Annotated in this window: 21 protein-coding genes; 1 reads left to right on the forward strand and 20 read right to left on the reverse strand. The window is 49.7% G+C overall.

What is annotated here, in order from left to right:
* Window positions 1-134: 134 nt before the first annotated feature.
* The 18 genes from ABGT54_RS09225 to ABGT54_RS09310 all read right to left on the reverse strand — a co-directional run bounded on the left by ABGT54_RS09225 (window position 135) and on the right by ABGT54_RS09310 (window position 19,970).
* Window positions 135-1,490, reverse strand: a complete 1,356-nt coding sequence (locus tag ABGT54_RS09225; RefSeq protein ID WP_204909056.1) for a sodium-dependent transporter — start codon at window positions 1,488-1,490, stop codon at window positions 135-137.
* Window positions 1,491-1,676: 186 nt separating this feature from the next.
* A complete protein-coding gene (locus ABGT54_RS09230; protein WP_346663825.1) occupies window positions 1,677-3,575 on the reverse strand; it encodes an ABC transporter ATP-binding protein in 1,899 nt (632 codons plus the stop codon).
* Window positions 3,568-5,301, reverse strand: a complete 1,734-nt coding sequence (locus tag ABGT54_RS09235; protein WP_346663826.1) for an ABC transporter ATP-binding protein — start codon at window positions 5,299-5,301, stop codon at window positions 3,568-3,570. The genes ABGT54_RS09230 and ABGT54_RS09235 overlap by 8 nt, the downstream gene beginning before the upstream one ends.
* Window positions 5,264-5,767 (reverse strand): MarR family transcriptional regulator, encoded by a 504-nt coding sequence (locus ABGT54_RS09240; protein ID WP_204909059.1) that lies wholly within the window; start codon window positions 5,765-5,767, stop codon window positions 5,264-5,266. The genes ABGT54_RS09235 and ABGT54_RS09240 overlap by 38 nt, the downstream gene beginning before the upstream one ends.
* Before the next feature lie 152 nt (window positions 5,768-5,919).
* Window positions 5,920-6,588, reverse strand: a complete 669-nt coding sequence (locus tag ABGT54_RS09245) for a phenylalanine--tRNA ligase beta subunit-related protein (protein ID WP_346663827.1) — start codon at window positions 6,586-6,588, stop codon at window positions 5,920-5,922.
* Window positions 6,588-7,454, reverse strand: a complete 867-nt coding sequence (locus ABGT54_RS09250) for a DegV family protein (protein WP_204930993.1) — start codon at window positions 7,452-7,454, stop codon at window positions 6,588-6,590. The genes ABGT54_RS09245 and ABGT54_RS09250 overlap by 1 nt, the downstream gene beginning before the upstream one ends.
* A 53-nt stretch (window positions 7,455-7,507) precedes the next feature.
* On the reverse strand, window positions 7,508-8,896 hold the full coding sequence (locus ABGT54_RS09255) for a spore germination protein (protein WP_346663967.1): 1,389 nt from the start codon (window positions 8,894-8,896) through the stop codon (window positions 7,508-7,510).
* A gap of 145 nt (window positions 8,897-9,041) precedes the next feature.
* Window positions 9,042-9,557, reverse strand: coding sequence for a deoxyuridine 5'-triphosphate nucleotidohydrolase (locus ABGT54_RS09260; RefSeq protein WP_346663828.1), 516 nt, complete (start codon window positions 9,555-9,557; stop codon window positions 9,042-9,044).
* Between the two features lie 18 nt (window positions 9,558-9,575).
* Window positions 9,576-10,349: an ATP-binding cassette domain-containing protein gene (locus tag ABGT54_RS09265; RefSeq protein WP_346663829.1), complete on the reverse strand. Its 774-nt coding sequence runs from the start codon at window positions 10,347-10,349 to the stop codon at window positions 9,576-9,578.
* Complete coding sequence (locus ABGT54_RS09270; protein ID WP_346663830.1) at window positions 10,342-11,223, reverse strand: ABC transporter permease; 882 nt, start codon at window positions 11,221-11,223, stop codon at window positions 10,342-10,344. The genes ABGT54_RS09265 and ABGT54_RS09270 overlap by 8 nt, the downstream gene beginning before the upstream one ends.
* A gap of 18 nt (window positions 11,224-11,241) precedes the next feature.
* Entirely contained in the window at window positions 11,242-12,255 is a 1,014-nt protein-coding gene (locus tag ABGT54_RS09275; protein ID WP_346663831.1) for an ABC transporter substrate-binding protein, read from the reverse strand.
* 455 nt (window positions 12,256-12,710) lie between these two features.
* On the reverse strand, window positions 12,711-14,111 hold the full coding sequence (locus tag ABGT54_RS09280) for a sodium:alanine symporter family protein (RefSeq protein WP_346663832.1): 1,401 nt from the start codon (window positions 14,109-14,111) through the stop codon (window positions 12,711-12,713).
* A 349-nt stretch (window positions 14,112-14,460) separates the two neighbouring features.
* Window positions 14,461-15,381, reverse strand: coding sequence for a homoserine O-succinyltransferase (gene metA / locus ABGT54_RS09285; protein ID WP_346663833.1), 921 nt, complete (start codon window positions 15,379-15,381; stop codon window positions 14,461-14,463).
* Window positions 15,382-15,553: 172 nt separating this feature from the next.
* Window positions 15,554-15,871, reverse strand: a complete 318-nt coding sequence (locus tag ABGT54_RS09290; RefSeq protein ID WP_204909068.1) for a DUF1540 domain-containing protein — start codon at window positions 15,869-15,871, stop codon at window positions 15,554-15,556.
* Between the two features lie 98 nt (window positions 15,872-15,969).
* Window positions 15,970-17,898 (reverse strand): threonine--tRNA ligase, encoded by a 1,929-nt coding sequence (gene thrS / locus ABGT54_RS09295; RefSeq protein ID WP_346663834.1) that lies wholly within the window; start codon window positions 17,896-17,898, stop codon window positions 15,970-15,972.
* A gap of 28 nt (window positions 17,899-17,926) precedes the next feature.
* Window positions 17,927-18,388, reverse strand: a complete 462-nt coding sequence (locus ABGT54_RS09300) for a thioesterase family protein (protein WP_346663835.1) — start codon at window positions 18,386-18,388, stop codon at window positions 17,927-17,929.
* 353 nt (window positions 18,389-18,741) lie between these two features.
* The gene (locus tag ABGT54_RS09305; protein WP_346663836.1) at window positions 18,742-19,479 is read right to left on the reverse strand and encodes a YdcF family protein; all 738 of its coding nucleotides are present in this window, start codon (window positions 19,477-19,479) and stop codon (window positions 18,742-18,744) included.
* Window positions 19,464-19,970 (reverse strand): SEC-C metal-binding domain-containing protein, encoded by a 507-nt coding sequence (locus tag ABGT54_RS09310; RefSeq protein ID WP_346663837.1) that lies wholly within the window; start codon window positions 19,968-19,970, stop codon window positions 19,464-19,466. The genes ABGT54_RS09305 and ABGT54_RS09310 overlap by 16 nt, the downstream gene beginning before the upstream one ends.
* Window positions 19,971-20,059: 89 nt before the next feature.
* Here ABGT54_RS09310 and ABGT54_RS09315 point away from each other — a divergent pair, with 89 nt between their 5' ends.
* Window positions 20,060-20,278 carry a hypothetical protein gene (locus ABGT54_RS09315; RefSeq protein WP_346663838.1) on the forward strand — a complete coding sequence of 73 codons (219 nt, stop codon included), beginning with the start codon at window positions 20,060-20,062 and terminating at the stop codon, window positions 20,276-20,278.
* Here the strand turns inward: ABGT54_RS09315 and ABGT54_RS09320 are convergent.
* Both ABGT54_RS09320 and ABGT54_RS09325 read right to left on the reverse strand, forming a co-directional pair.
* Complete coding sequence (locus ABGT54_RS09320; RefSeq protein ID WP_346663839.1) at window positions 20,248-20,406, reverse strand: hypothetical protein; 159 nt, start codon at window positions 20,404-20,406, stop codon at window positions 20,248-20,250. The two genes, ABGT54_RS09315 and ABGT54_RS09320, sit on opposite strands and share 31 nt — an antisense overlap.
* Window positions 20,407-20,596: 190 nt before the next feature.
* Window positions 20,597-21,871 carry an adenylosuccinate synthase gene (locus ABGT54_RS09325; RefSeq protein WP_346663840.1) on the reverse strand — a complete coding sequence of 425 codons (1,275 nt, stop codon included), beginning with the start codon at window positions 21,869-21,871 and terminating at the stop codon, window positions 20,597-20,599.
* Between the last annotated feature and the right edge of the window lie 46 nt (window positions 21,872-21,917).

Consider the following 21,917-nt stretch of genomic DNA (forward strand, 5'->3'; position numbering starts at 1 on the left):
CAGCAAATACTGTAAAACACAAAAATGTTCCAAAACCAGTAAATACTGTAAAACACAAAAATGTTCCAAAACCTGCAAATACTGTAAAACACAGAAATGTTCTAAAACCCGCAAATGTTGCCGGACTCATTCTGCTACAGCTTGAACCAGCCCATGGCATTTGCCACGGAACTGAGCAGGATCAGTACCAGAAATACCGGCGTGATCCACTTGATCATCACAGTAAAGAGCTTTTCTCCCACAAATCTTCCGTCTGTCACCTTTACTTCGTCTGCAATGGTCTTTGGCTTCACAAAGAATCCTACAAAGACGCAGGTAAAAAAGGCTACGATGGGCATCATCACGCTGTTGCTGACAAAGTCCATGATGTCCAGGATGGTCATGCCCGCCCAGGTGATAAAGGACAGTGTTCCAAATCCGAGGGAAGACGGAATTCCCATAACAAGCGCCAGAACCGCCACAAAGATACAGGTGTTTCTTCTTCTCCAGTGGAACTTGTCCTGGAAAATAGACACAATGGTCTCCATCAGAGAAATAGAGGACGTCAGCGCCGCAAAAATAACCAGCAGGAAAAAGGCCGCTCCCACCGCATTGCCAAAATGCATGGTGTCAAATACCTTTGGCAGGATCACGAACATCAGGCTCGGCCCGCTCTGCAGCATCTTCGGGTCTCCGCCGGAAAAGACGAACACTGCCGGGATGATCATCAGCCCCGCCAGAAATGCGATGGCCGTATCAAAGATCTCGATCTGCCGCACGGAACTTTCCAGGTTGGTGTCTTTTCTCATATAAGAGCCGTAAGTCACCATGATACCCATGGCAAGAGACATGGAGTAAAACAGCTGTCCCATGGCTGAGAGCACCGTCTTTACTGACACATCCGCCATGTGTGGCTGTACATAATAAGCAAGGCCTTCCATGGCTCCGTCCATCATCAGGCAGTAGATCGAGATGCCGACCGCCAGGACCACCAGCACAGGCATCATAAATTTGCTGACTTTCTCAATGCCCTTCTCTACACCAAGGAGCACGATCACAGCAGTCACGCCAAGGAAGATCAGAAACCATCCCAGCGGTTCAAACGTGCCGCCCACAAAACCGGTAAAATAATCGTCTCCTGCAGCCGCATGGGCGCCGCCTGTCAGAAATACCGTAAAGTATTTCACCACCCATCCGCCGATCACAGAATAATACGGGAAGATAATGATCGGCACCAGAGCTGCCAGAACCCCCAGAAATCCAAACCTGGAATCCAGAGCCTTAAATGCTCCGATGGCGCTAAGTCCTGTCTTTCGCCCGATGGCCACTTCCGCGATCATCAGAGAAAATCCAAAGGTAACCGCCAGGATCAGATAGATCAGAAGGAAGGTGCCCCCTCCATATTGCGCGGCAAGATAGGGAAACCGCCAGATATTCCCAAGTCCAACCGCCGAACCGGCAGCAGCCAGGACAAATCCCAGCTTGCCGGAAAAACTGCTTCGCTTGTTCATTTGTAAATCCTCCTCACTCTCACAAGTCCTTTCCTCTCATTCACATACATGTGTTTTATTATATAGAAGAAACGCTGCCAGCACAAGGGGGAATTTTATCAAAATCTTAGCGGAAATTTTACAACAAATAGACAAAGGCCTGCGGCAAGCCGATTCGCCGCAGGCCTTTGCAACCTGTAAGTCTCTTTATGACAGCTCCAGTTTTCCGGTATAGAGCTGGTAATAAGTCCCTTTCTGTTTGATCAGATCTTCGTGATCGCCTCGTTCGATGATCCGTCCGTGCTCCAGCACCATGATCGCGTTACTGTTGCGGATGGTCGAAAGTCTGTGCGCGATCACAAATACCGTCCGTCCCTTCATCAGGTTATCCATACCCTGCTGCACGATGCTCTCGGTACGGGTATCGATACTGGAGGTCGCCTCATCCAGGATCAGTACCGGCGGATCTGCGATGGCAGCTCTTGCGATGGCCAGCAGCTGTCTTTGTCCCTGGGAGAGTTCCTCTCCGTCTCCGGTCAGCATAGTGTCATAGCCCTGGGGCAGCATCCGGATAAACTGATCCGCATGGGCCAGTTTTGCTGCGTTGTAGATTTCCTCGTCTGTGGCGTCCAGCTTGCCGTACCGGATATTTTCCTTGATGGTTCCGGTAAAGAGATGGGTATCCTGCAGCACAATGCCAAGGGAATGCCTGAGGTCCGCTTTCTTAATCTTGTTGATATTGATGCCGTCGTAACGGATCTTTCCGTCCTGCACGTCATAGAACCGGTTGATCAGGTTGGTAATGGTTGTCTTTCCTGCTCCGGTAGAACCGACAAAGGCCAGCTTCTGTCCCGGCTTCGCGTACAGTGTCAGGTCATGGAGTACCATGTGATCCGGTTCATAGCCAAAGGACATATCAAAGAACCGCACGTCTCCCTTCAGTTCGGTATAGGTGATGGTCCCGTCCGCCTGGTGGGGATGCTTCCATGCCCACATACCAGTACGCTCCTTGCACTCTACGATCTCACCGTTCTCATCTTTTCTTGCGTTGACCAGCGTTACATAGCCTTCATCTGTCTCCGGCTCCTCATCCAGCAGGTTAAAGATACGCTCCGCGCCTGCCAGCGCCATGATAATGGAGTTGAACTGCTGTGCCACCTGCATGAACGGCTGGGTAAAGCTCTTGGTAAACTGCAGATAGGAAGCCATAACACCCAGGGTAATATTTCCGATCCCCATGACAGAGAGGAAACCACCCAGCACCGCAGTCAGTACAAACTGCAGATTGCCGATATTTCCGATGACAGGACCCATGATACTTGCAAAGGTATGGGCATTGGCCGCGCTCTCAAACAGCTTCTCATTTAATGCGTCAAATTCCTGCTCGGATTTCTTCTCATGGTTAAATACTTTAACCACTCTTTGTCCGTTCATCCGTTCTTCCACGAAACCGGTGATATTGGCCAGATCCAGCTGCTGGCGGATAAAGTATTTTCCACTGTTTCCGCCGATCACCCTTGCCACGATGATCATCAGAAAGATCACTACTACCGCAAGCAGGGTCAGGATCGGGCTTAAGACGATCATGGCAATAAAGGTAACGATGATCATCAGGCCGGACATCAGAACCTGCGGGATCGACTGGTTGATCATCTGACGCAGGGTATCGGTATCGTTGGTATACAGACTCATGATGGAACCGTTGGTGTTCTGGTCGAAGTAACGGATCGGCAGGGTCTGCATGTGTTCAAACATCTCGTCGCGGACTCGTTTGAGTACGCCCTGGCCGATAACAACCATCAGCCTGGTATAGGAAAATGTAGCGATCACACCGCAGCCAAAAATGATGGCAAGAACGGTGATCGCACGGTAAAGTTCTGCAAAGTTCGGCTCTTTCTGTCCGATCAGCGGGATGATAAAGTCATCCAACAGATACTTTAAGGAAAGGGAAACCGATATGCTGGCAAGGGAGCTGACCAGGATGCAGATCAGCACCAGGACAAACTGGATCTTATAGGTACTGGTCACATAACCCAGAAGCCGTTTTGCCGTTTTTACCGTACTTTTGGTAACCTTTGGCTTGCCGCCTGGTCCCTGCTTACTCATGGTCCTCTCCTCCTTTCATCTGAGATTCATATACTTCACGGTAGATGGCGTTGGTCTTCAGAAGTTCCTCGGAAGTTCCCACGCCGTTGATCTGTCCGTTTTCCATCACAATGATCATATCTGCATCTTCCACAGAGGAAATTCTCTGGGCAATGATGATCTTGGTGGTATCCGGGATCTCTTCCCGGAAAGCCTTGCGGATCAGCGCGTCTGTCCTTGTGTCCACCGCGCTGGTGGAGTCATCCAGGATCAGGATCTTCGGCTTTTTCAGCAGGGCTCTCGCGATACAGAGTCTCTGCTTTTGTCCGCCGGATACGTTGTTTCCGCCTTCCACGATCATGGTGTTGTATTTTAATGGAAATTCATTGATAAACCCGTCTGCCTGGGCAAGCTTACAGACTCTCTGCACTTCTTCGTTGCTGGCGTTTTCATCTCCCCAGCGGATGTTTTCGTAAATGCTTCCGGTAAAGAGGACGTTTTTCTGCAGTACCATGGACACCTGGTCACGAAGTTTTTCCAGATTGTACTTGCGGACGTCCTGCCCGCCTACCTTGACACATCCTCTGGTTACATCATAGAGTCTTGGGATCAGCTGTACCAGCGTGGATTTGGCGCTTCCGGTACCGCCGATGACGCCCACCACCTGGCCGCTCTTAATATGAAGGCTGACGTCTTTGAGAGACAGGTTGCCGTCTTCTCCCGCATAGCTGAAATCCACATGTTCAAAGTCAATGTCTCCATTTGCCACTTCGGTCAGCGCGTCCGGCGCATCCTCCATCTCCGGCACCTCTTCCAGGACTTCCCGGATACGGTCAGAAGACGCCTCCGCGATCATGATCATAACAAAGACAAAGGATACCATCATCAGCGACATCAGGATCTGCATGGCATATACCATGATACTGGTCAGCTCGCCGGTCTGCATGGTGCCAAAGACGATGTCTTCGCCTCCGATCAGCACGATCAGAAGCACCACCGTGTACATGACAAAGTTCATGACCGGTGAGTTCCAGGCCACGATCATCTCTGCACGGGTAAAGAGGTCGAACACCTTCTGGGAGATCTTGTGGAATTTTTCATTCTCATGGTCTTCCCTTACATAAGCCTTTACCACCCTGGCCGCGTTGACATTTTCCTGGACAGTATTGTTCAGGACGTCGTACTCGTCAAACACCTGGATAAAATGCGGGTGCGCCTTTTTGGCGATGAAGATCAGCGCCCCGCCCAGGATCGGGATGGTCACCAGCATCAGACAGGCAATCTTCATGCTGATGGTAGCGGTCATGATCCAGGACAGCACCACCATGATCGGCGCTCTTGCCAGCATACGGATGGAAAACATAAAGGCCATCTGTACGTTGGTGATGTCTGTGGTCAGTCTGGTTACCAGACTGGACGTAGAAAAGTGATCAATATTTCCAAAGGAAAAATCCTGGATCTTATAAAAGATATCGTGTCTTAAATTCTTGGCATATCCTGCACCTGCCACGGCTGCCACCTGTCCGGCTTTCGCGCCGAAAAACAGGGATACCATAGCCATCACTACCAGGATCAGTCCCACCTTGATGATATAGTTCATATCCCCGTTCATGATCCCCACATCGATGATGTTGGCCATCAGAAGAGGGATCAGCACTTCCAGCAGCACCTCCAGGATTACCAGGACCGGAGCCAGGAAGGCCTGCTTCTTATATTCCCTGACTGACTGAAGCAACTTCCGATTCATTCTTTTCTTCCATCCTTTCTGTTCTTACATTTTCTTTTTCCCATGCACTTAAGTTTGAAGAGATATGCTTGAGAACTTTGAAAAAGACCTCCAGGTCCTCTTCTTCCACGCCTTCCCGGATCCGCCCCTCGGTCCGTTCAATGGCCGAAAGAAGCTCATCCCTTAGAAGGACCGCCTTGCGGGTGGGAATGATCCGCTTCAGCCTTGCGTCCTGCCTGGCGCATTCCCGGCGCACATACCCTTTGCTTTCCAGCATCCTTAAGTTTTCCGAAGCCGTGGATCTTCGGACCTTGAATTCTTTTTCCAGATCCTTCTGATAGAGATCCCGGTGCATCGTTTCAAACAAAATAAAATGCAGAATACTCTTCTGCAAAATCGTGAGATCTTCGGGCTTTTCATCCCAGAAAATCTGTCTTTTCAATTGATGAGAGACGCGGTTGATCCATTTTCCCGCATGATCTGCCATATCGGTATCACCTCTGTTTTTTGTATTTTTCATAACAGTTCGGTAACTAACAATATTATACTAACGTCCTTTATTTTAATTGTCAACCGTTTTTTCGGCTAAAAATTCCCGGAGATTTTTCCTGTTTTTTTACAGGACATCTCCGGGAACATTTATTCCGCGATCCAGCTTGTAAGGTCGGCTGCGCCGGCATATTGTTTCAGATATGTTTCTCCATATTCCATGGCTTTTTCCAGTTCTTCTTTTCCGGAAAAGCAATAGATCAGCGTCAGGACTTCCTTCGTCTCTTCTGTGATCATGGCCCGTTCGGAATCGCTGGTGGAACTTCCCACAGGGCCAAGTGCATCGGCCAGCACCGGCAGGTTCTCGATATGAACCTCCGCCTTGCCGATCCCTTTATAGGTCTCTCCCGGCTTTCCGGTCCGGAAGACAAGCCGCTCTCCCAGGCGGCTCACATCATAGGAGCCTACAGAAAAACCGGACCGGATGGAGATCAGATTATTGGCGTCCACCACCGTGTTCACTTCATACAGCCCTTTCCCCTGGCCGATCCTCCGGATCAGCGCTTCCGAGGAGACCCGGTAGCGGCTGGGGTCCTTTCCGAATGCCTTGTAAGCGGCTCTGGATTCTTTGATATTGGGGATCTCATTGACCCCGTAATCAAAGATAGCATCCTTTACCTGTTTGTAAATCTCTTTTTTCAGATAGCTCCAAAGGGCTTCATTTTTCTGTTCTACGTTCACCCGGTACCAGAAACATCCCACTTTTGTATCGGGCCACAATTCCTTCATGGCGGGATCGATCTTCAGTTCTTTTCTCATTATCTGTGATCTCCCATGCAGAATACGGCTACTACGCCGGGGCCGGTGTGGCTTCCGATCACCGTACCGATATTGTTGATCAGGATATTGTCAATGCCCATCTTTTCACGGACCAGTCCGGCCACATATTCCGCGTCCTCTACGCAGTCGCCGTGGGTGATCATGACAATATCATTTTCCTTCCAGTTCTTTGCCTGCTCCACAGCCATATCCACGATCTTGTTAAGAGATTTCTTTCTTCCTCTTTCTTTTCCGATCACCTGGAGCTTTCCTTCATTATCCATATAGATAATGGGCTTGATCTTTACCATGGTGCCGACCACAGCTGTCGCTTTGGAGATCCGGCCTCCCCGGTGCAGATGATTTAAGTCGTCCACGGTAACGTCGTGGCAGATATGTAATTTGTTCTCCTCTACCCACTTGGCCACTTCTTCTATGGACATGCCTTCACTCTTTCTCTTCAGCGCGTAATAAAGAAGCAGCGCTTCTCCTAAGCAGGCGCACAGGGTGTCGATGACGATCACCTTCCGGTCCGGATACTCTTCTTTTAACTCTTCCGCCGCCATCATCATGCTGTTGCAGGTGCCGCTAAGTCCGGAAGAGAATGCCAGGTGAAGCACGTCCTTTCCTTCTTTCAGGAAAGGCTCCAGCGCCTCCTTTGCCTGCTCCGGGTTGATCTGGGAAGTGGTGGCCATCTTCCCGTCCCGAAGCTTCTGGAAAAATTCTTTGGAGGACAGACCATTCATATCTTCATAGGTCTCTCCGTCGATCGTATATTTCAGAGCAATGACCGGAACCTGTCTTTCCTCCAGCCATTCTTTTGGCAAGTCTACCGTACTGTTTACCGTAATCACAAATTCACTCATGACCAATCCTCCTTGAGTAACAATTTCTAACCCATTATACCACCCTTTTTCTGTCAATTCAATTTCACATTCAGATAATTCCGCCCGGACAGAGTTTTATTGAAACAAATACTTAACACCACGATCACGAAACCGGCCGCAAATCCGATCCAGTTCAAAAGAGCTGTCAGGATCAGAAGTTCCAGACGCATAAATTTCAGGGCATATCCCAGTTCAAAATTGGGCTGCGTATAATTGGCCACAGCCACAAATGCCATATACAGCATCACTTCAGAATTAAACCAGCCGGACTGTACGGAAAACTCTCCCATCACAAGGCCGGCGATCACACTTAAGGGCGTACTTAACATCGTAGGCGTGCTCATGGCCGCAAGCCTTAGTCCGTCAATGGCAATCTCCAGCATCAGAAGCTGAAAGATAATGGGAATGTTGACTTCTCCCTTTACCATCACAAAATCAAATACTTCCGGGATCCACCGGGGATTCTGTACAAAGAGCAGAAAAACCGGTGTCAGAAATACGGTCAGCAAAGTGATCAGCCCTCTGGCCGTCTTCAGATAGAGATTGGTGAGGGTCGGGAAATAATAGTCATTGGCCTCCTCGATCACATCAAAGATCGAAGTAGGCAGGATCATGGCAGACGGGGAATTGTCCACCAGGATCACGATCTTTCCCTCCAGCAGGCAGGCAGCCGCCGTGTCCGGACGCTCGGTATACTTGAATTTGGGAAATGGATTGTACCATTTGCGCCGGAACAGGCATTCCGCAAGGCTCTGCTGATTCATCCGAAGATCGTCCGCCCGGATCTCTTCGATCCGCCGCTTCACATTGAGAAGCAGTTCCCGGTCCACCCGGTCGCTCATGTAGCACACCGCAACGTCTGTACGGGAACTGTCCCCCACTTCTTTCATCTCCATCACCAGATGGGGATCCCGGATCCTTCGCCGCATCAGCGCCGTATTGAATACAATGGTTTCCACAAATCCGTCCCTGGATCCCCGGAGAGACTTATCCTTGGCCGGCTCGTCCACACTTCTTGCCGGATAGGTCCTGCAGTCAATGGCAGCACAGCCCTCATACCCGTCGATAAACAGGCAGGTAACACCGGATAAAAGGTTGCGGATCACTGCGTCAAAATCTTCCAGCACCTCCACCTCCACATAGGGGATCCCGATCCGGGTAAACTGCTGCATGTCCGCAGGCATCTCTTCTTCCTTGATCTTCATCATGGAATCCATCACCTTAAGCATGACTTCATCCTTGGTAAATCCGTCTATAAAATAAAAGGTTGCCATCCGGCCGCCGATCAGAAGATCTCTCTTTACCAGGTCAAAGCTTTCCTGCACCGGCAGGATCTGATTCATATAGCCGGCATTCTCCTCCCTGGACCCGCCGATCTTCGTATGTTTCAGTTTTTCCCTCTCTTCTTCTTTCTTCCTCATCCGGGACTGCTGCTTTTCCTTTTTATCTGCCATGGTGGTTCCCCGCCTTTCTGCTTTGTGCGGCTTTTCGCCGGCCCATTCTCTTCTGATAAAACAGTATGTCCGGATCTGTCCGGAATTATGTATTTTTCTTGTAATGGTTCATCTATTTTGTGGTGCTTCCGAATCCGCCGTTTCGGATCCCTTCCGCATCGTCGTCGACCGTAATGCCATACTCCACAAAGATTCCCTGCATAAATCCGGTTCCGGCGGCTAATTCCACCGTCTTCCCCTCTTTGCTGTCGTTAGTGATCTTTGCAAAAATATGCCCTTCGTTATCAGAACCGTAATAGTCGCTGTCAATAATGCCCACGGTATTATTCAGCTGCAGACGGTACTTGAATCCCAGTCCGCTTCTCGGATAGCACTTCAGCACCCAGTCCAGGTCCATTTTCACACGGATTCCGGTAGGGATCTTCACCGTCTCCCCCGGCGCCAGCGTTATGGATACCGGAGTATAGAAGTCATATCCCGCGGATCCTGCGGTTGCCCGCCTGGGCAGGCAGATCCTGTCATAAATCTCCCGGATCTCTGTTTCCGGCGCCGCGCCGAACGAATCCTGATATCCTTCCAGGAACTGTCCGAAGCTTACTTTCTCAAACTGTGCGATTCTTTTTGCCATTTCATATTCTCCTGTTCTCTAGTTTCCACACTCGATACTGATCTCATTAAAGAGAGTCAGCACGTCTTCTACGGATACCGCCTGCTTTTCCTCTCCCTTTTTATCCAGGATCACCGTTCCTTCGTGCATCATGATCAGACGGTCGCCGTACTCTACCGCGTATCTTAAATTGTGTGTCACCATGATGGTGGTCAGCTTCTTTTCCCGCACGATCCGGTCTGTCAGTTCCATGATCAGATCCGCCGTCTTGGGATCCAGCGCCGCCGTGTGTTCATCCAGGATCAGGAATTCAATGGGCGTCATAGTGGACATCAGAAGCGCCATAGCCTGACGCTGCCCGCCGGAAAGCGCCCCCACCTTCACATCCAGTTTATCCTCCAGGCCAAGGCCAAGCCAGGAGAGCTGCTCCCTGTAAAAATCAATGCGGGCCTTATTGGTGCCTCTTCCCAGTCCGTATAGCTTTCCCTTATTGTCTGCCAGAGACATATTTTCCAGGATCGTCATGGACGGGCAGGTTCCCATGGCCGGATTCTGATAAACTCTTCCGATCTTTGCGTTTCTCTTAAATTCTTTTTCCTTTGTAATATCCCTGCCTCCCATCAGGATCTGTCCCGACTCCGCCGGGATGCTCCCGCAGATAATGTTCAGCATGGAGGTTTTTCCGGAACCATTGCTTCCCACCACGGAGAGGAACTCTCCTTTTTCAATGGTCAGGTCAAATCCTTTAAACAGGCACATTTCATTGATGGTTCCCGGATTATAATATTTACTGATTCCTTTTAATTCAAGCATCTGCCTTCACCTTCTTCTTTCTTTCCATACTGATCAGCAAAATGATCAGGAAAAGCACTGCTGTGATCAGCTTCATGGCCTGGGGCTCAAAGCTTCGGAGCGCTATGGCCACACATGCCTTGTAGATCACAGAACCGATCAGTACCGTGGAGGTCGCTTTCAAAAGCGTTACCTTGCGGAACAGGCTGGTGCCGATGATCACACTTGCCAGACCGATGACAATGGCTCCGGTTCCGCTGGAGATCTCAAACACCCGCTCCTCCTGGGCAAAAACACAGCCGGCCAGGGACACCAGGCCGTTTGCGATAGCCAGACCTAAGATCTTCACATTTCCCTGATCCTTTGCAAGGGAGGTAACCAGTACCGCATTGTCTCCGACCGCTCTTAACAGATAACCGGATTTCGTCTTTAAGTACAGATCCAGGATCACCTTGCAGACAATGGTAAGAAGGAAGATCAGGATCAATGTGGTATAAGGCGAAAGCGCCTTAGGGATCAGTCCTTCGATCCGGTCGTTCTTAAAAATGGTCTCCTGGGAGAACAGCGGTACATTGGAAGTTCCTGCAATATAAAGATTGATGGACCACAAAGCCGTCATCATAATGATACCGGACAACAGATCCCTTACCTTTCCTTTTACATGGATCAGTCCCGTGCAGATTCCTGCCAGGACGCCTGCCAGAAAGGCGATCGGAAGGGTCAGATACGGATCCATGCCTCTGGTGATGAGAGCGGCTGTTACCGCCGCTCCCAGAGGAAAACTTCCGTCTACGGTCAGATCCGGAAAATCCAGGATCTTGTATGTGATATAAACTCCCAGTGCAAGGATCCCGTAGATCAGGCCCTGCTCCAGTATGGTAATAAAAAAGTTCATGAAAATGCCTCCTAATGTTTACTCCGCGGTGATCTCGTCAAAGCTTTCTACCGCAGAGGATATTAATGCTTCCGGAATGGTAATGCCAAGATTTTCCGCCACTTTGGTATTCACATAGAATCCGGGTTCTGTGATCACTTCGCTGGCCATCTCGGAAGCCTCTTTTTCTCCTTTGAGGATCTGGGCCGCCATCTTGCCGGTCTGCTCGCCAAGGGCGATATAGTCGATCCCCTCTGCAGCCAGACATCCGATCTTCACCTGCTCGATCTCGCTTCCAAATACCGGAACCTTCTGCTCATTTGCCTTCTCCAGAATAGTAGGAAGAGAAGCCACCACCGTGTTGTCTGTCAGGTTAGTGATACAGTCCACCTTGCTTAACAGATCGTCTGCAGCCAGAGCCACGTCCGCTGTAGTGGAGATGCCGGTGGTCACCAGTTCAAATCCATAATCTCCTGCCAGAGCTTCGTATTCTTCAATGGCAGATACCGAATTGGCCTCGCTGGTCGTATACATGATTCCCAGGGTTTTGGCGTCCGGAAGGATCTCCCGCATCATTTTCAACTGTTCCTCAATAGGCAGTTTATCCGAAGTTCCTGTCACATTCCCTACCGGCATGCCGTCCGCATCGGTCAGTTCCGCAGCCTCTGTATCGGTGACTGCTGTATAAACCACCGGAATATCTGTATCCATGGCCGCGTTGTATGCGCTCTGTGCACTGGGTGTTGCGATGGCACAGATCAGATCCACACCGGAAGACACGAAGCTGTCGGAAATCTGTCCTGTGGTTCCCATGTCAGAAGCCGCGTTCTGATAATCTACCGTCAGATTCTCTCCTTCCACAATCCCTTCTGCCTCAAGGCCGGCCAGGAAACCTTCCCTGCAGTTATCCAGAGAACCATGCTCTGCAAACTGGGAGATCCCGATGGTGTAACCGTCTTCTCCGCCGCTTTCGGAAGAGCCGGAGCCGCATCCTGCTGCCATCACTGCTGTCATCGCTGTTACCAAAAGTCCTGCCATTAATTTCTTCTTCATAATTTTGTCTCCTTTTCTTTTTTTGATGCGAGATGCGTTTGCCAGCATCCCGGATTGTTAGGAGAGAAAATAGATCCGGACGGCGCCGCCATGTTATAACCGTGTTATGAAATAAAAAACCGCCTCAAACATAAGGTTTGAGGCGGTAATATAATCATATCATCGCGGTACCACTCAAATTGACGAATCGTCCACTTTTCTCATGTACTAACATACACTCCTGATTGATAACGGGTTCGGTTCCCGACAAACCATACTCTCCGAAGATTTCAGGCCGCCCTCGAAAGTCCATTCACTGACCAGATCCATACAGCAATCCCACCGCCTGCCGCTCTCTTTGACTTCTCCAGATCAGCTACTACTCTTTCTCATCGGTTTTTCTTTTTACACGTATTACTTTAATTCAACAAAGTACATTTGTCAAGACAAAGTTTGTTAAATGTTTCTGTTATCTGTTATTTCTTACTCTTAATAACCGGAACCGGAGTCTCATCCTTCATATCCAGGTTATTGATGTATTTCTTGGTTTCACGAACAATCTCATTGGACAGCAGCAGAACCGCTATCAGGTTCGGTACGGCCATGAAGGCGTTCAGGGTATCGGCGATCAGCCATACCAGGTCAAGAGCTACAACCGGAGCGATCACTGCAACTGCGATGTACAGGCAGCGGTATCCGATCAGGACGCCTTTACCAAATCTTCCTGCAAAGTATTCCACGCAGCGCTCACCGTAGTATGCCCATCCGAGAATGGTGGAGTAAGCGAAAGTGATGATACCAAGAGTCAGGATCAACGGGCCAAGAACCGGGATCTGTCCGAATGCCAGAGAAGTCAGGACACCGCCGTCAGATACTTCGTCTGCATTGATGTTCGGGTTCTTCATAATGGTCGTTACCAGTACAAGACCAGTCATCAGACAAACAACTACTGTATCCCAGAAAGTACCGGTAGAGGATACCAGCGCCTGACGAACCGGGTTTCTGGTCTGAGCCGCTGCAGCCGCGATAGGAGCAGAACCCATACCAGATTCATTGGAGAACAGACCTCTTGCAATACCAAAACGCATCGCCATCAGGATACCGGTACCAACCAGACCGCCGGCTGCCGCGCCAGGTGTGAATGCAAGCTTGCAGATTGTTGCGATCGCAGGAATGATAAAGTCATAGTTCATGCCAAGGATGATAAGACATCCCAGCACGTAGAAGACGGCCATGAAAGGAACCAGCTTCTCACATACGTTTGCAATAGATTTAATTCCGCCGAAAATAACGAAAGCGGTAAGAGCAGCGATCACGATACCGACTGCCAGCGGAGGAATATTAAAGTTCTCGTTTGCAACAGTTGCGATGGCATTTACCTGTGTCGCACATCCGATACCGAAGGATGCAAGACCTGCCAGGATCGCAAACAGCATACCGAGCCACTTCATGTTCAGTCCGCGCTCCAGTGCGTAGAAAGCACCGCCCTGCATACGTCCGTCTTCTGTCTTCACTCTGTATTTTACAGCGATCAGTGATTCTGAATATTTGGTAGCGATTCCGAATACACCACTAAGCCAGATCCAAAGAACCGCTCCGGGGCCGCCCATGGCGATGGCCGTACCGACACCGATGATGTTACCGGTACCAATGGTAGCGGCAAGAGCCGTGGTCAGCGCTCCGAACTGGGATACTTCACCTTCTGCTTCCGGGTCCTTGGTTACGGAAAGCTTAATACCTTTTCCGATGGAGTGTCTCTGAATGAATCCTGTCCGGAACGTCATAAAAATATGGGTTCCAAGAAGCAGGATGATCATAGGCCAGCCCCAAACTACACCGTTGACTGTTGTCACAACATTGTTAATGGCATCAAACATAAATTCAAGCCCCCTTTTCTTTTCTCTTTTCCTTTGTCTGTACATGTTTTGTTGAAATGTTACTATATCCGCGCAAGAGAACCTTACCTCCTTCCGCAGTTCTCCCGCCTTCAATCTTAGCTTCATTCTACATGAATATATTGAAAATAGCAACATTTGTTATAAAAATGACATATTATTCGTCATTCTGACCAACGATATTTGAATTTTAATACAATTTATGCAGTAGCTGCAAGGGTTATTCCCTATACTTATTTCAAATATCTGTCTATTCTGAACAAAAGAAGAAATCCCTGCAAAAAAGATTTCTTTTCTGCAGAGATTTCTTCATCCATTTTTTCTTATTTTCTTAAAACGGCGTTCCGTACAGATCGTACGGTGTTACCTGATAGACATAATAATTCAGCCAGTTGGTGTACAGGTTATTGGCCGCCGCCCTCCAGGTAAGCAGAGGTCTGACGGAAGGATCGTCATCCGTATAATAATGCTTTGGCATCTGGATATCCAGGCCTTTGGAAAGGTCTCTCTTATACTCCTGATCCAGGGTGATCCGGTCATATTCCGGATGGCCCATCACAAAGATCTTCCGCCCGTTTTCCGCCATGGCAAGAAACAGCCCTGCCTCCTCGGACTCTGCTAGGATGGTAAGCCTGTCATCAGCGCGGACTTTGTCAATGGGCGTCTGGGTGTGCCTGGAATGCGGCGCCAGAAATACATCGTCAAAGCCCCGCACCAGCGGGATCTTCCGGTTCAGCACCCGGTGCCGGAACACGCCGAACACCTTCTGGGGCAGCATCTCTTTGTCGATGCCATAATGATAGTAGATGCCGGCCTGGGCGCCCCAGCACAGATGCAGGGTGCTGGTCACATGGGTCTTGCTCCACTCCATAATCTCCTTTAGTTCCTCCCAGTAGTCCACTTCCTCAAAGGGGATCTGCTCCACCGGCGCGCCGGTAATGATAAACCCGTCAAACTTCCGGTCCCGGATCTCCTCGAACCGGTAGTAAAACTTATTCAGGTGGCTGGTCGGCGTATTCTTCGATACGTGAGAAGACACCATGACAAACGTAACGTCTACCTGCAAAGGAGTATTGGACAGGGATCTTAAGATCTGAAGCTCTGTATCTTCCTTTAACGGCATAAGGTTCAGAAGGCCGATGCTGATCGGACGGATATCCTGGTGCGTGGCCCTGTGCTCGTCCATCACAAATATATTTTCTTTTTCCAGTATTTCCCTTACAGGGAGGTCGTTCTGCACTCTGATAGGCATGGCTGTCTCTCCTTTTACAAAACAAAACTATGATACCGCGCCTTTCGATCAAAAACGCGCGGCATGTATGTACAATACATCAATTATACCCTCTTGGGAAAATTCCGTCAATATCAAATGGGGACGGGGGATTTCTGAAAATCCCCCGTCCCCATTTGTCCCCATTTGACCTTTAGATGGATTTCTGGAATGTGGCGCAGGCTGTCTCCTGGCAGCGGCAGGCGTCTCCGCCCTCTACGCTGATCTTGCCCGCCTGGCATTCACATTCTTTGTTGTACATGCAGTCTTTTGCCTTGCAGTCGATGCTGCTGTAAGCGGATGCTTCTTTGGCCGAGTTGCTCATGGACTGGCCTTTTCTCTTCTCAAAGCTGTCGCAGCAGGTGTCTTCCGCCTGCTTTGCGGTATTTCCGCCCACCACGATCCTGTCCAGGCAGCAGTAGTTATTCTGGTTGTGCGTACAAGTCTGCACGGTACATTTCAGTTCCGGCATAATATCCCTCCTGTTCTTTTTGGAACTATGATCGAAGGTTATTATGCCCGTTTTTCTATCTTTCAAACATCCGGGTTCTCATATATTTTTAAAAAATATTATTCTTCGGAGATCTCTACCGCTCTCTGCTCCTTGGAGTCGATCTCTTTGCGGATGTTCTCGATAAATGCATCCAGATTCTTCTGGCCTTCGTCCCCGGCGAAACGGCTTCTTACAGATACTGCCCCGGCCTCTTCTTCTTTGGCGCCGACCACCAGCATATACGGGATCTTATTCATCTGTGCCTCACGGATCTTGTATCCGATCTTTTCCGCGCGGGTATCGATCTCTGCCCGGATACCTGCTGCCTCCAGTTTTGCCAGGACGTCTTTGCCGTAGTCCATATATTTATCAGAGATCGGCAGGACTTTTACCTGTACCGGTGCAAGCCAGGTGGGGAATGCGCCTGCGAAATGTTCGATCAGGATACCGATGAAACGCTCGATGGATCCAAAGGCCACTCTGTGGATCATGATTGGACGGTGTTTTTCTCCGTCCGCGCCTGTGTACTCCAGATCAAAGCGCTGGGGCATCTGCATATCCAGCTGAATGGTTCCGCACTGCCAGGTACGTCCGATGGAATCTTCCAGATGGAAGTCGATCTTCGGTCCGTAGAAAGCGCCGTCGCCTTCGTTGATCACATAATCCAGCCCCAGGTCGTCCAGAGCGCCTTTCAGTCCTTCGGTTGCGATCTCCCAGTCTTCATCGCTTCCCATGCTGTCCTCCGGACGGGTGGACAATTCCACATGGTATTTGAATCCGAACAGGCTGTAGATCTCGTCGATCAGTCTGGCCACGCCTTTGATCTCATCCCGGATCTGCTCCGGCATCATGAAGATATGAGCGTCGTCCTGTGTGAAGCACCGTACACGGAACAGACCGTGGAGCGCGCCGGACTTCTCATGTCTGTGGACGATCCCAAGCTCGCCTGCCCGCAGCGGCAGATCCTTGTAAGAACGGGGTTCAGACTTGTAAACCAGCATGCCTCCGGGACAGTTCATGGGTTTGACCGCATAATCATCCCCGTCGATCTGTGTGGTATACATGTTATCTTTGTAGTGATCCCAGTGGCCGGAATTCTCCCACAGGTGACGGCTTAAGATCAGAGGAGTTGAGATCTCTACATAACCGTTCTTTTTATGCAGGTCTCTCCAGTAATCCAGAAGCGTATTTTTCAGCACCATTCCCTTGGGAAGGAAGAACGGGAATCCCGGGCCTTCGTCGCACATCATAAAGATGCCAAGCTCTCTTCCAAGCTTTCTGTGATCCCGCTTTTTAGCCTCTTCCATCATGTGGAGATATTCATCCAGTTCGGATTTCTTCGGATAGGAAATGCCGTAGATACGGGTCAGCATTTTGTTTTTCTCGCTGCCTCTCCAGTAGGCGCCTGCCAGGCTGGTCAGCTTAAATGCCTTTACATTTTTTGTAGACATCAGATGCGGGCCTGCACACAGGTCTACAAACTCTCCCTGCTGATAGAAACTGATCTCTTCCCCTTCTGGAAGGTCTTCTACCAGTTCTACTTTATAAGGCTCATCCTTCTCCGTAAAATATGCGATGGCCTCTTCTCTGGTCTTGGTAAACCGCTCAATGGGCAGCGCTTCTTTTACGATCTTTTTCATCTCTGCCTCGATCTTTTCCAGATCCTCTGTGGTAAAGGGAGTCTCCCGGTCCAGATCGTAATAAAATCCGTGATCGATCGACGGACCGATGGCAAGTTTCGTCTCCGGATAGAGGCGCTTAACCGCCTGTGCCATGATATGGGAAGAGGTGTGCCAAAACGCGCCCTTTCCTTCCTCGCTGTCAAAAGTCAGAAGCTCCAGCTGGCAGTCCTCTGTGATCATGGTACGAAGATCTGCCATCTCCCCGTTTACTTTGGCCGATGTGGCCACTCTTGCCAGTCCTTCGCTGATGTCTTTTGCAATGTCCAGTACAGACATTGCTCCTGCATACTCTTTGACGGATCCGTCTTTCAATGTGATTTTCATACGCTTTCTCATCCTTTCCTTCTATCTTTTAAAAAATGTTTTTTTCTTCTTCCCTGCCGCCGGTCTCTGACTCATTTAATCCCTTCTGGAACCGTTCATGGAACTCTGGCGCGGAACGTTTCAGAGACAGGGGCTTTCCTTCCCTGCTTAAGAAACAGTGTCCGCTGCTTCCTTTGCAATGGATCATGCCGGTCTTCTCAGAAACCACCTCATAACTTAGAGTCAGCTTGATCCCGTTATACTCTCTGATCCGGCAGCGGATCTGTGCTACATCTCCAAAATGGATCATCCTAAGGTATTCCGCAGACACCGACAGTACCGGGCTTAAGATCCCTTCCTCTTCCATCCTGGCATAACTCATGCCCAGACGTTCCATATAGTCGATCCTGGCTTCTTCAAACCAGCGGATGTAGTTGGAATGATGCACAATGCCCATCTGATCGGTCTCATAATACTGTACCTTGTGCCGGTACCCTTCCTGTTCAGACATTTTTGACTCCTTCTTTCTGATTTTTGCCACGCGGCCTCTGGTCTGCCGCCATACAAAAAGTCCCTCACAGCCAACAGCTGCAAGGGACGAGTCATCTCGCGGTTCCACCCTGATTGAACCGGCAAAATAGCCGGAACCACTTCATTTACTGATGATAACGGAATCACCGTGCTGGTTTGCAGCCGCTCCGAGGTGGTCTTCGCAAAGATTCTGTGACCGGGAGCTTTCAGCCGCAGGCTCCTTTCTCTGTTATCACATACCTCTTCCTACTCTTCTCTTCAACGCTTTCTCGTATATGTTCTCATTATAACACCGGTTTTTTCTTTGTCAACAAAAGTTTTGGAAAACCTGCGTTAATTCCGCACCCTGATCTGCCGGATCCAGCTCTTCCACACGGCAAAAAATTCCCGTACAAGATAATTGGGCAGCAGCTCCGGGCGGCATCCGGCCGCCAGAGGCATCACATCTTCATAGCCCAGTCTTCCTGCCAGCGCCAAAGCGCGGTACAGGTGAAAATTATTGGATACGATCCCCACAGGTTCCGCACCGCTCCCGATCCATTTCCGTGAGAACCTAAGGTTCTCTTCCGTTGTCGTCGACCGGTCCTCCAGGCGCAGGCGCTCTTTGCTGATCCCGCAGGAACATAAATATCCGGCCATGGCTTCTGCCTCGGTAATGTCTTCGCCTTTGCCCCGGCCTCCGGACAGGACAGCCAGAGTCTGCGGGTGCTCTTCCAGATACCGGCAGGCCACGTCCAGTCTTCTTTTTAAGGAGTCTGTTACCGTTTTTCCTTCCACATGGGCTCCCAGAACGATCAGATACCGGCAGTGCCGGTCCTCTCTTCCTTTCATTCCTGCCAGGATCTTTCCTTCGGTGAAGAAAAACAGCAGGGCCGCAGCGCCGGACAAACCAACGATGATATTGTCCAGATCCGTATATCTTAGAAGCGCCGCACACAGAAAAAACAATCCGCCTGCCGCCGGCCAGAATCTGGAAAATGTAGAATCCCATTTACGCAGGCAGACACAGATCACCCCATAATAGATCAGGCAGACTGCCCCCAGAAACAGGTATATTATCTGCCACAGCATTGTTTGTACTTTTTGCCGGATCCGCAGGGGCAGGGATCATTTCGTCCGATCTTTTTCCCCTTGCGGACGGTTCTTGATTCCCTCTGCTCCTTGTAGAGCCGTTTTCTTTCTTCTTCTGTAAAGATCGCCTCCCACTGGGGCAGTTCATAGAGCCATTCTGCCCGGGCGTCCACCATGTTCTTATAAAGCTTCTCTTTATCAAAAGCAAGGCTGACTACCGTGTCCTCCTCCATCGTTTCAATGGGATTTTCCACCTTCAGGCTTTCATTAATGCCGTCCAGGAATCCCACCATGGTAAGAACTTCCTGCCCGTATTTTTCTGCCAGTTCTTTTACGGTTCCCTTTACTTCTTCTTCCGGATTGGAGAGCAGCTGTTCATAAATTTCCTTTTCAATCTGGAAATATGTGCCCCAGAATCTCTGCAGCTTTCCCTTGTCTGCGCTTTCGTCATAAGCGATATCTCTCCACTGTTGTAATAATGTACGACTCATATTCTGATACTCCTTTGTATTGATTGCATTTTTGTTCTGTACTCTATATAATATACTAAAGTCTAATTCAGATGTAAAGGATGATTCCCATGAAAAAAACAAAACGTATTCTTGCGCTGGCCGGCGCCGTCCTCCTGATCCTTCTGTATCTGTGCACGCTGGTCTTTGCTCTGATCGACCACCCGGCCGCCCGGGATCTTCTCCGCGCCTCTGTTGCCTGTACGATCCTGATCCCTGTACTTCTCTACGGCTATCTGCTGATTTACCGTCTCCTGTCTCATGACCAGGATAAGGATGAGGAAATGTAGATCTCAAAAGGGATCACATCTTCCGGCATGTCCGGATGATGTTTTCCCTTCCGGTCCTTTCTTTTATCCAGATACTCTTCAATAGACAGAACATCCTCTTTTGTCCGTTCCTGATTTCTGCTGTACATACAGATCCCTCCTTTTCTTTTTATTTATACTCTGTTCCCCCTTTGCACCAACATTACTATTATATTGGCGCACTCTTTATTCTATGCAGGATCTGTGACCATCTGATGTCAATATCCAAAAATTTTTCTAAGATTTTCCTTAAGAATCCATGTAGAAAAGGCAGGCGCTTTTTCGCACCTGCCTTTTTTCTTAACGGTAAATAATATCTTCTCTTCCCGGTCCGTTGGAAACCATAGTGATAGGATACCCAATCTCTTTTTCCACAAACTCAATATAGTTTCTGCAGTTCTCCGGAAGTTCCTCATAGTTTCGGATACCGCGGATGTCACATTTCCAGCCCGGCAGCTTTTTCAGTACCGGTTTTGCCTTTTCCAGAAGGTGGGTGGCGGGGAAGTCCGTTGTCACCTCGCCGTCAATCTCATATCCCACACATACCGGGATCTCGTCTAAGTAACCAAGCACGTCCAGTACAGTAAATGCCACGTCAGTAGTTCCCTGCATCCTGCACCCGTACCTGGAGGCCACGCAGTCGAACCAGCCCATTCTTCTGGGACGTCCGGTAGTAGCGCCGAACTCTCCGCCGTCTCCGCCCCGGCGTCTCAGCTCATCTGCCTCCTCGCCAAAGATCTCGCTGACAAAGGCTCCTGCGCCGACTGCGCTGGAATATGCTTTGCATACGGTAATGACCTTCTGGATCTCGTAGGGCGGAAGCCCTGCGCCGATCGCGCCGTATGCCGCCAGCGTGGAAGACGAGGTAACCATCGGATAGATGCCGTGATCCGGATCCTTCAAGGTGCCAAGCTGGCCTTCCAGCAGGATCTCCTTGCCCTCCTTCAGCGCCTTGTGAAGGTAAAGGGCTGTATCACAGACATAAGGCTCTACCATCTCTTTGTACTCTTTCAGCTCTTTATATAAATCCTCCGGCGAAATGACTGGTTTGTGGTAAAGATGCTCCAGCAGGACATTTTTCTGTTCTGCCACTCTTACTACTTTTTCCTTTAACAGGTCATCGTCAAACAGTTCGCTGACCTGAAAGCCGATCTTTGCATACTTGTCAGAATAAAACGGGGCGATCCCTGACTTTGTAGAGCCAAAGGATTTTCCTCCCAGTCGCTCCTCCTCGTATGCGTCAAATTTTTTGTGATATGACATCACGATCTGTGCCCGGTCTGACACCAGGATCTTCGGCGCCGGCACGCCTCTGTCCACAATGGACTTGATCTCATTAAATAGCACCGGGATGTCCAGAGCGACGCCATTTCCGATGATGTTTGTGGTATGTCCGTAGAACACACCGGACGGCAGTGTATGCAGGGCAAATTTCCCATAATCATTGACAATCGTATGTCCGGCATTTGCACCGCCCTGAAAACGGATGATAATATCCGCCTTCTTGGCCAGCATATCCGTGATCTTGCCCTTTCCTTCATCTCCCCAGTTAGCGCCTACTACCGCTTTTACCATATCCATTCCTCCTGTGCGAATAAACTGACTTGTAAACTCACAAAGC

Origin of the sequence: uncultured Merdimonas sp. (assembly GCF_963929015.1) — a bacterium.
Lineage (GTDB): Bacteria > Bacillota > Clostridia > Lachnospirales > Lachnospiraceae > Merdimonas.

Bases quoted from the DNA above. Each gene is read 5' to 3' on its own strand.
- ABGT54_RS09225 (WP_204909056.1), bottom strand. From the start codon at position 1,490: ATGAACAAGCGAAGCAGTTTTTCCGGCAAGCTGGGATTTGTCCTGGCT.
- ABGT54_RS09230 (WP_346663825.1), bottom strand. From the start codon at position 3,575: ATGAGTAAGCAGGGACCAGGCGGCAAGCCAAAGGTTACCAAAAGTACG.
- ABGT54_RS09235 (WP_346663826.1), bottom strand. From the start codon at position 5,301: ATGAATCGGAAGTTGCTTCAGTCAGTCAGGGAATATAAGAAGCAGGCC.
- ABGT54_RS09240 (WP_204909059.1), bottom strand. From the start codon at position 5,767: ATGGCAGATCATGCGGGAAAATGGATCAACCGCGTCTCTCATCAATTG.
- ABGT54_RS09245 (WP_346663827.1), bottom strand. From the start codon at position 6,588: ATGAGAAAAGAACTGAAGATCGATCCCGCCATGAAGGAATTGTGGCCC.
- ABGT54_RS09250 (WP_204930993.1), bottom strand. From the start codon at position 7,454: ATGAGTGAATTTGTGATTACGGTAAACAGTACGGTAGACTTGCCAAAA.
- ABGT54_RS09255 (WP_346663967.1), bottom strand. From the start codon at position 8,896: ATGAGGAAGAAAGAAGAAGAGAGGGAAAAACTGAAACATACGAAGATC.
- ABGT54_RS09260 (WP_346663828.1), bottom strand. From the start codon at position 9,557: ATGGCAAAAAGAATCGCACAGTTTGAGAAAGTAAGCTTCGGACAGTTC.
- ABGT54_RS09265 (WP_346663829.1), bottom strand. From the start codon at position 10,349: ATGCTTGAATTAAAAGGAATCAGTAAATATTATAATCCGGGAACCATC.
- ABGT54_RS09270 (WP_346663830.1), bottom strand. From the start codon at position 11,223: ATGAACTTTTTTATTACCATACTGGAGCAGGGCCTGATCTACGGGATC.
- ABGT54_RS09275 (WP_346663831.1), bottom strand. From the start codon at position 12,255: ATGAAGAAGAAATTAATGGCAGGACTTTTGGTAACAGCGATGACAGCA.
- ABGT54_RS09280 (WP_346663832.1), bottom strand. From the start codon at position 14,111: ATGTTTGATGCCATTAACAATGTTGTGACAACAGTCAACGGTGTAGTT.
- metA (WP_346663833.1), bottom strand. From the start codon at position 15,381: ATGCCTATCAGAGTGCAGAACGACCTCCCTGTAAGGGAAATACTGGAA.
- ABGT54_RS09290 (WP_204909068.1), bottom strand. From the start codon at position 15,871: ATGCCGGAACTGAAATGTACCGTGCAGACTTGTACGCACAACCAGAAT.
- thrS (WP_346663834.1), bottom strand. From the start codon at position 17,898: ATGAAAATCACATTGAAAGACGGATCCGTCAAAGAGTATGCAGGAGCA.
- ABGT54_RS09300 (WP_346663835.1), bottom strand. From the start codon at position 18,388: ATGTCTGAACAGGAAGGGTACCGGCACAAGGTACAGTATTATGAGACC.
- ABGT54_RS09305 (WP_346663836.1), bottom strand. From the start codon at position 19,479: ATGCTGTGGCAGATAATATACCTGTTTCTGGGGGCAGTCTGCCTGATC.
- ABGT54_RS09310 (WP_346663837.1), bottom strand. From the start codon at position 19,970: ATGAGTCGTACATTATTACAACAGTGGAGAGATATCGCTTATGACGAA.
- ABGT54_RS09315 (WP_346663838.1), top strand. From the start codon at position 20,060: ATGAAAAAAACAAAACGTATTCTTGCGCTGGCCGGCGCCGTCCTCCTG.
- ABGT54_RS09320 (WP_346663839.1), bottom strand. From the start codon at position 20,406: ATGTACAGCAGAAATCAGGAACGGACAAAAGAGGATGTTCTGTCTATT.
- ABGT54_RS09325 (WP_346663840.1), bottom strand. From the start codon at position 21,871: ATGGTAAAAGCGGTAGTAGGCGCTAACTGGGGAGATGAAGGAAAGGGC.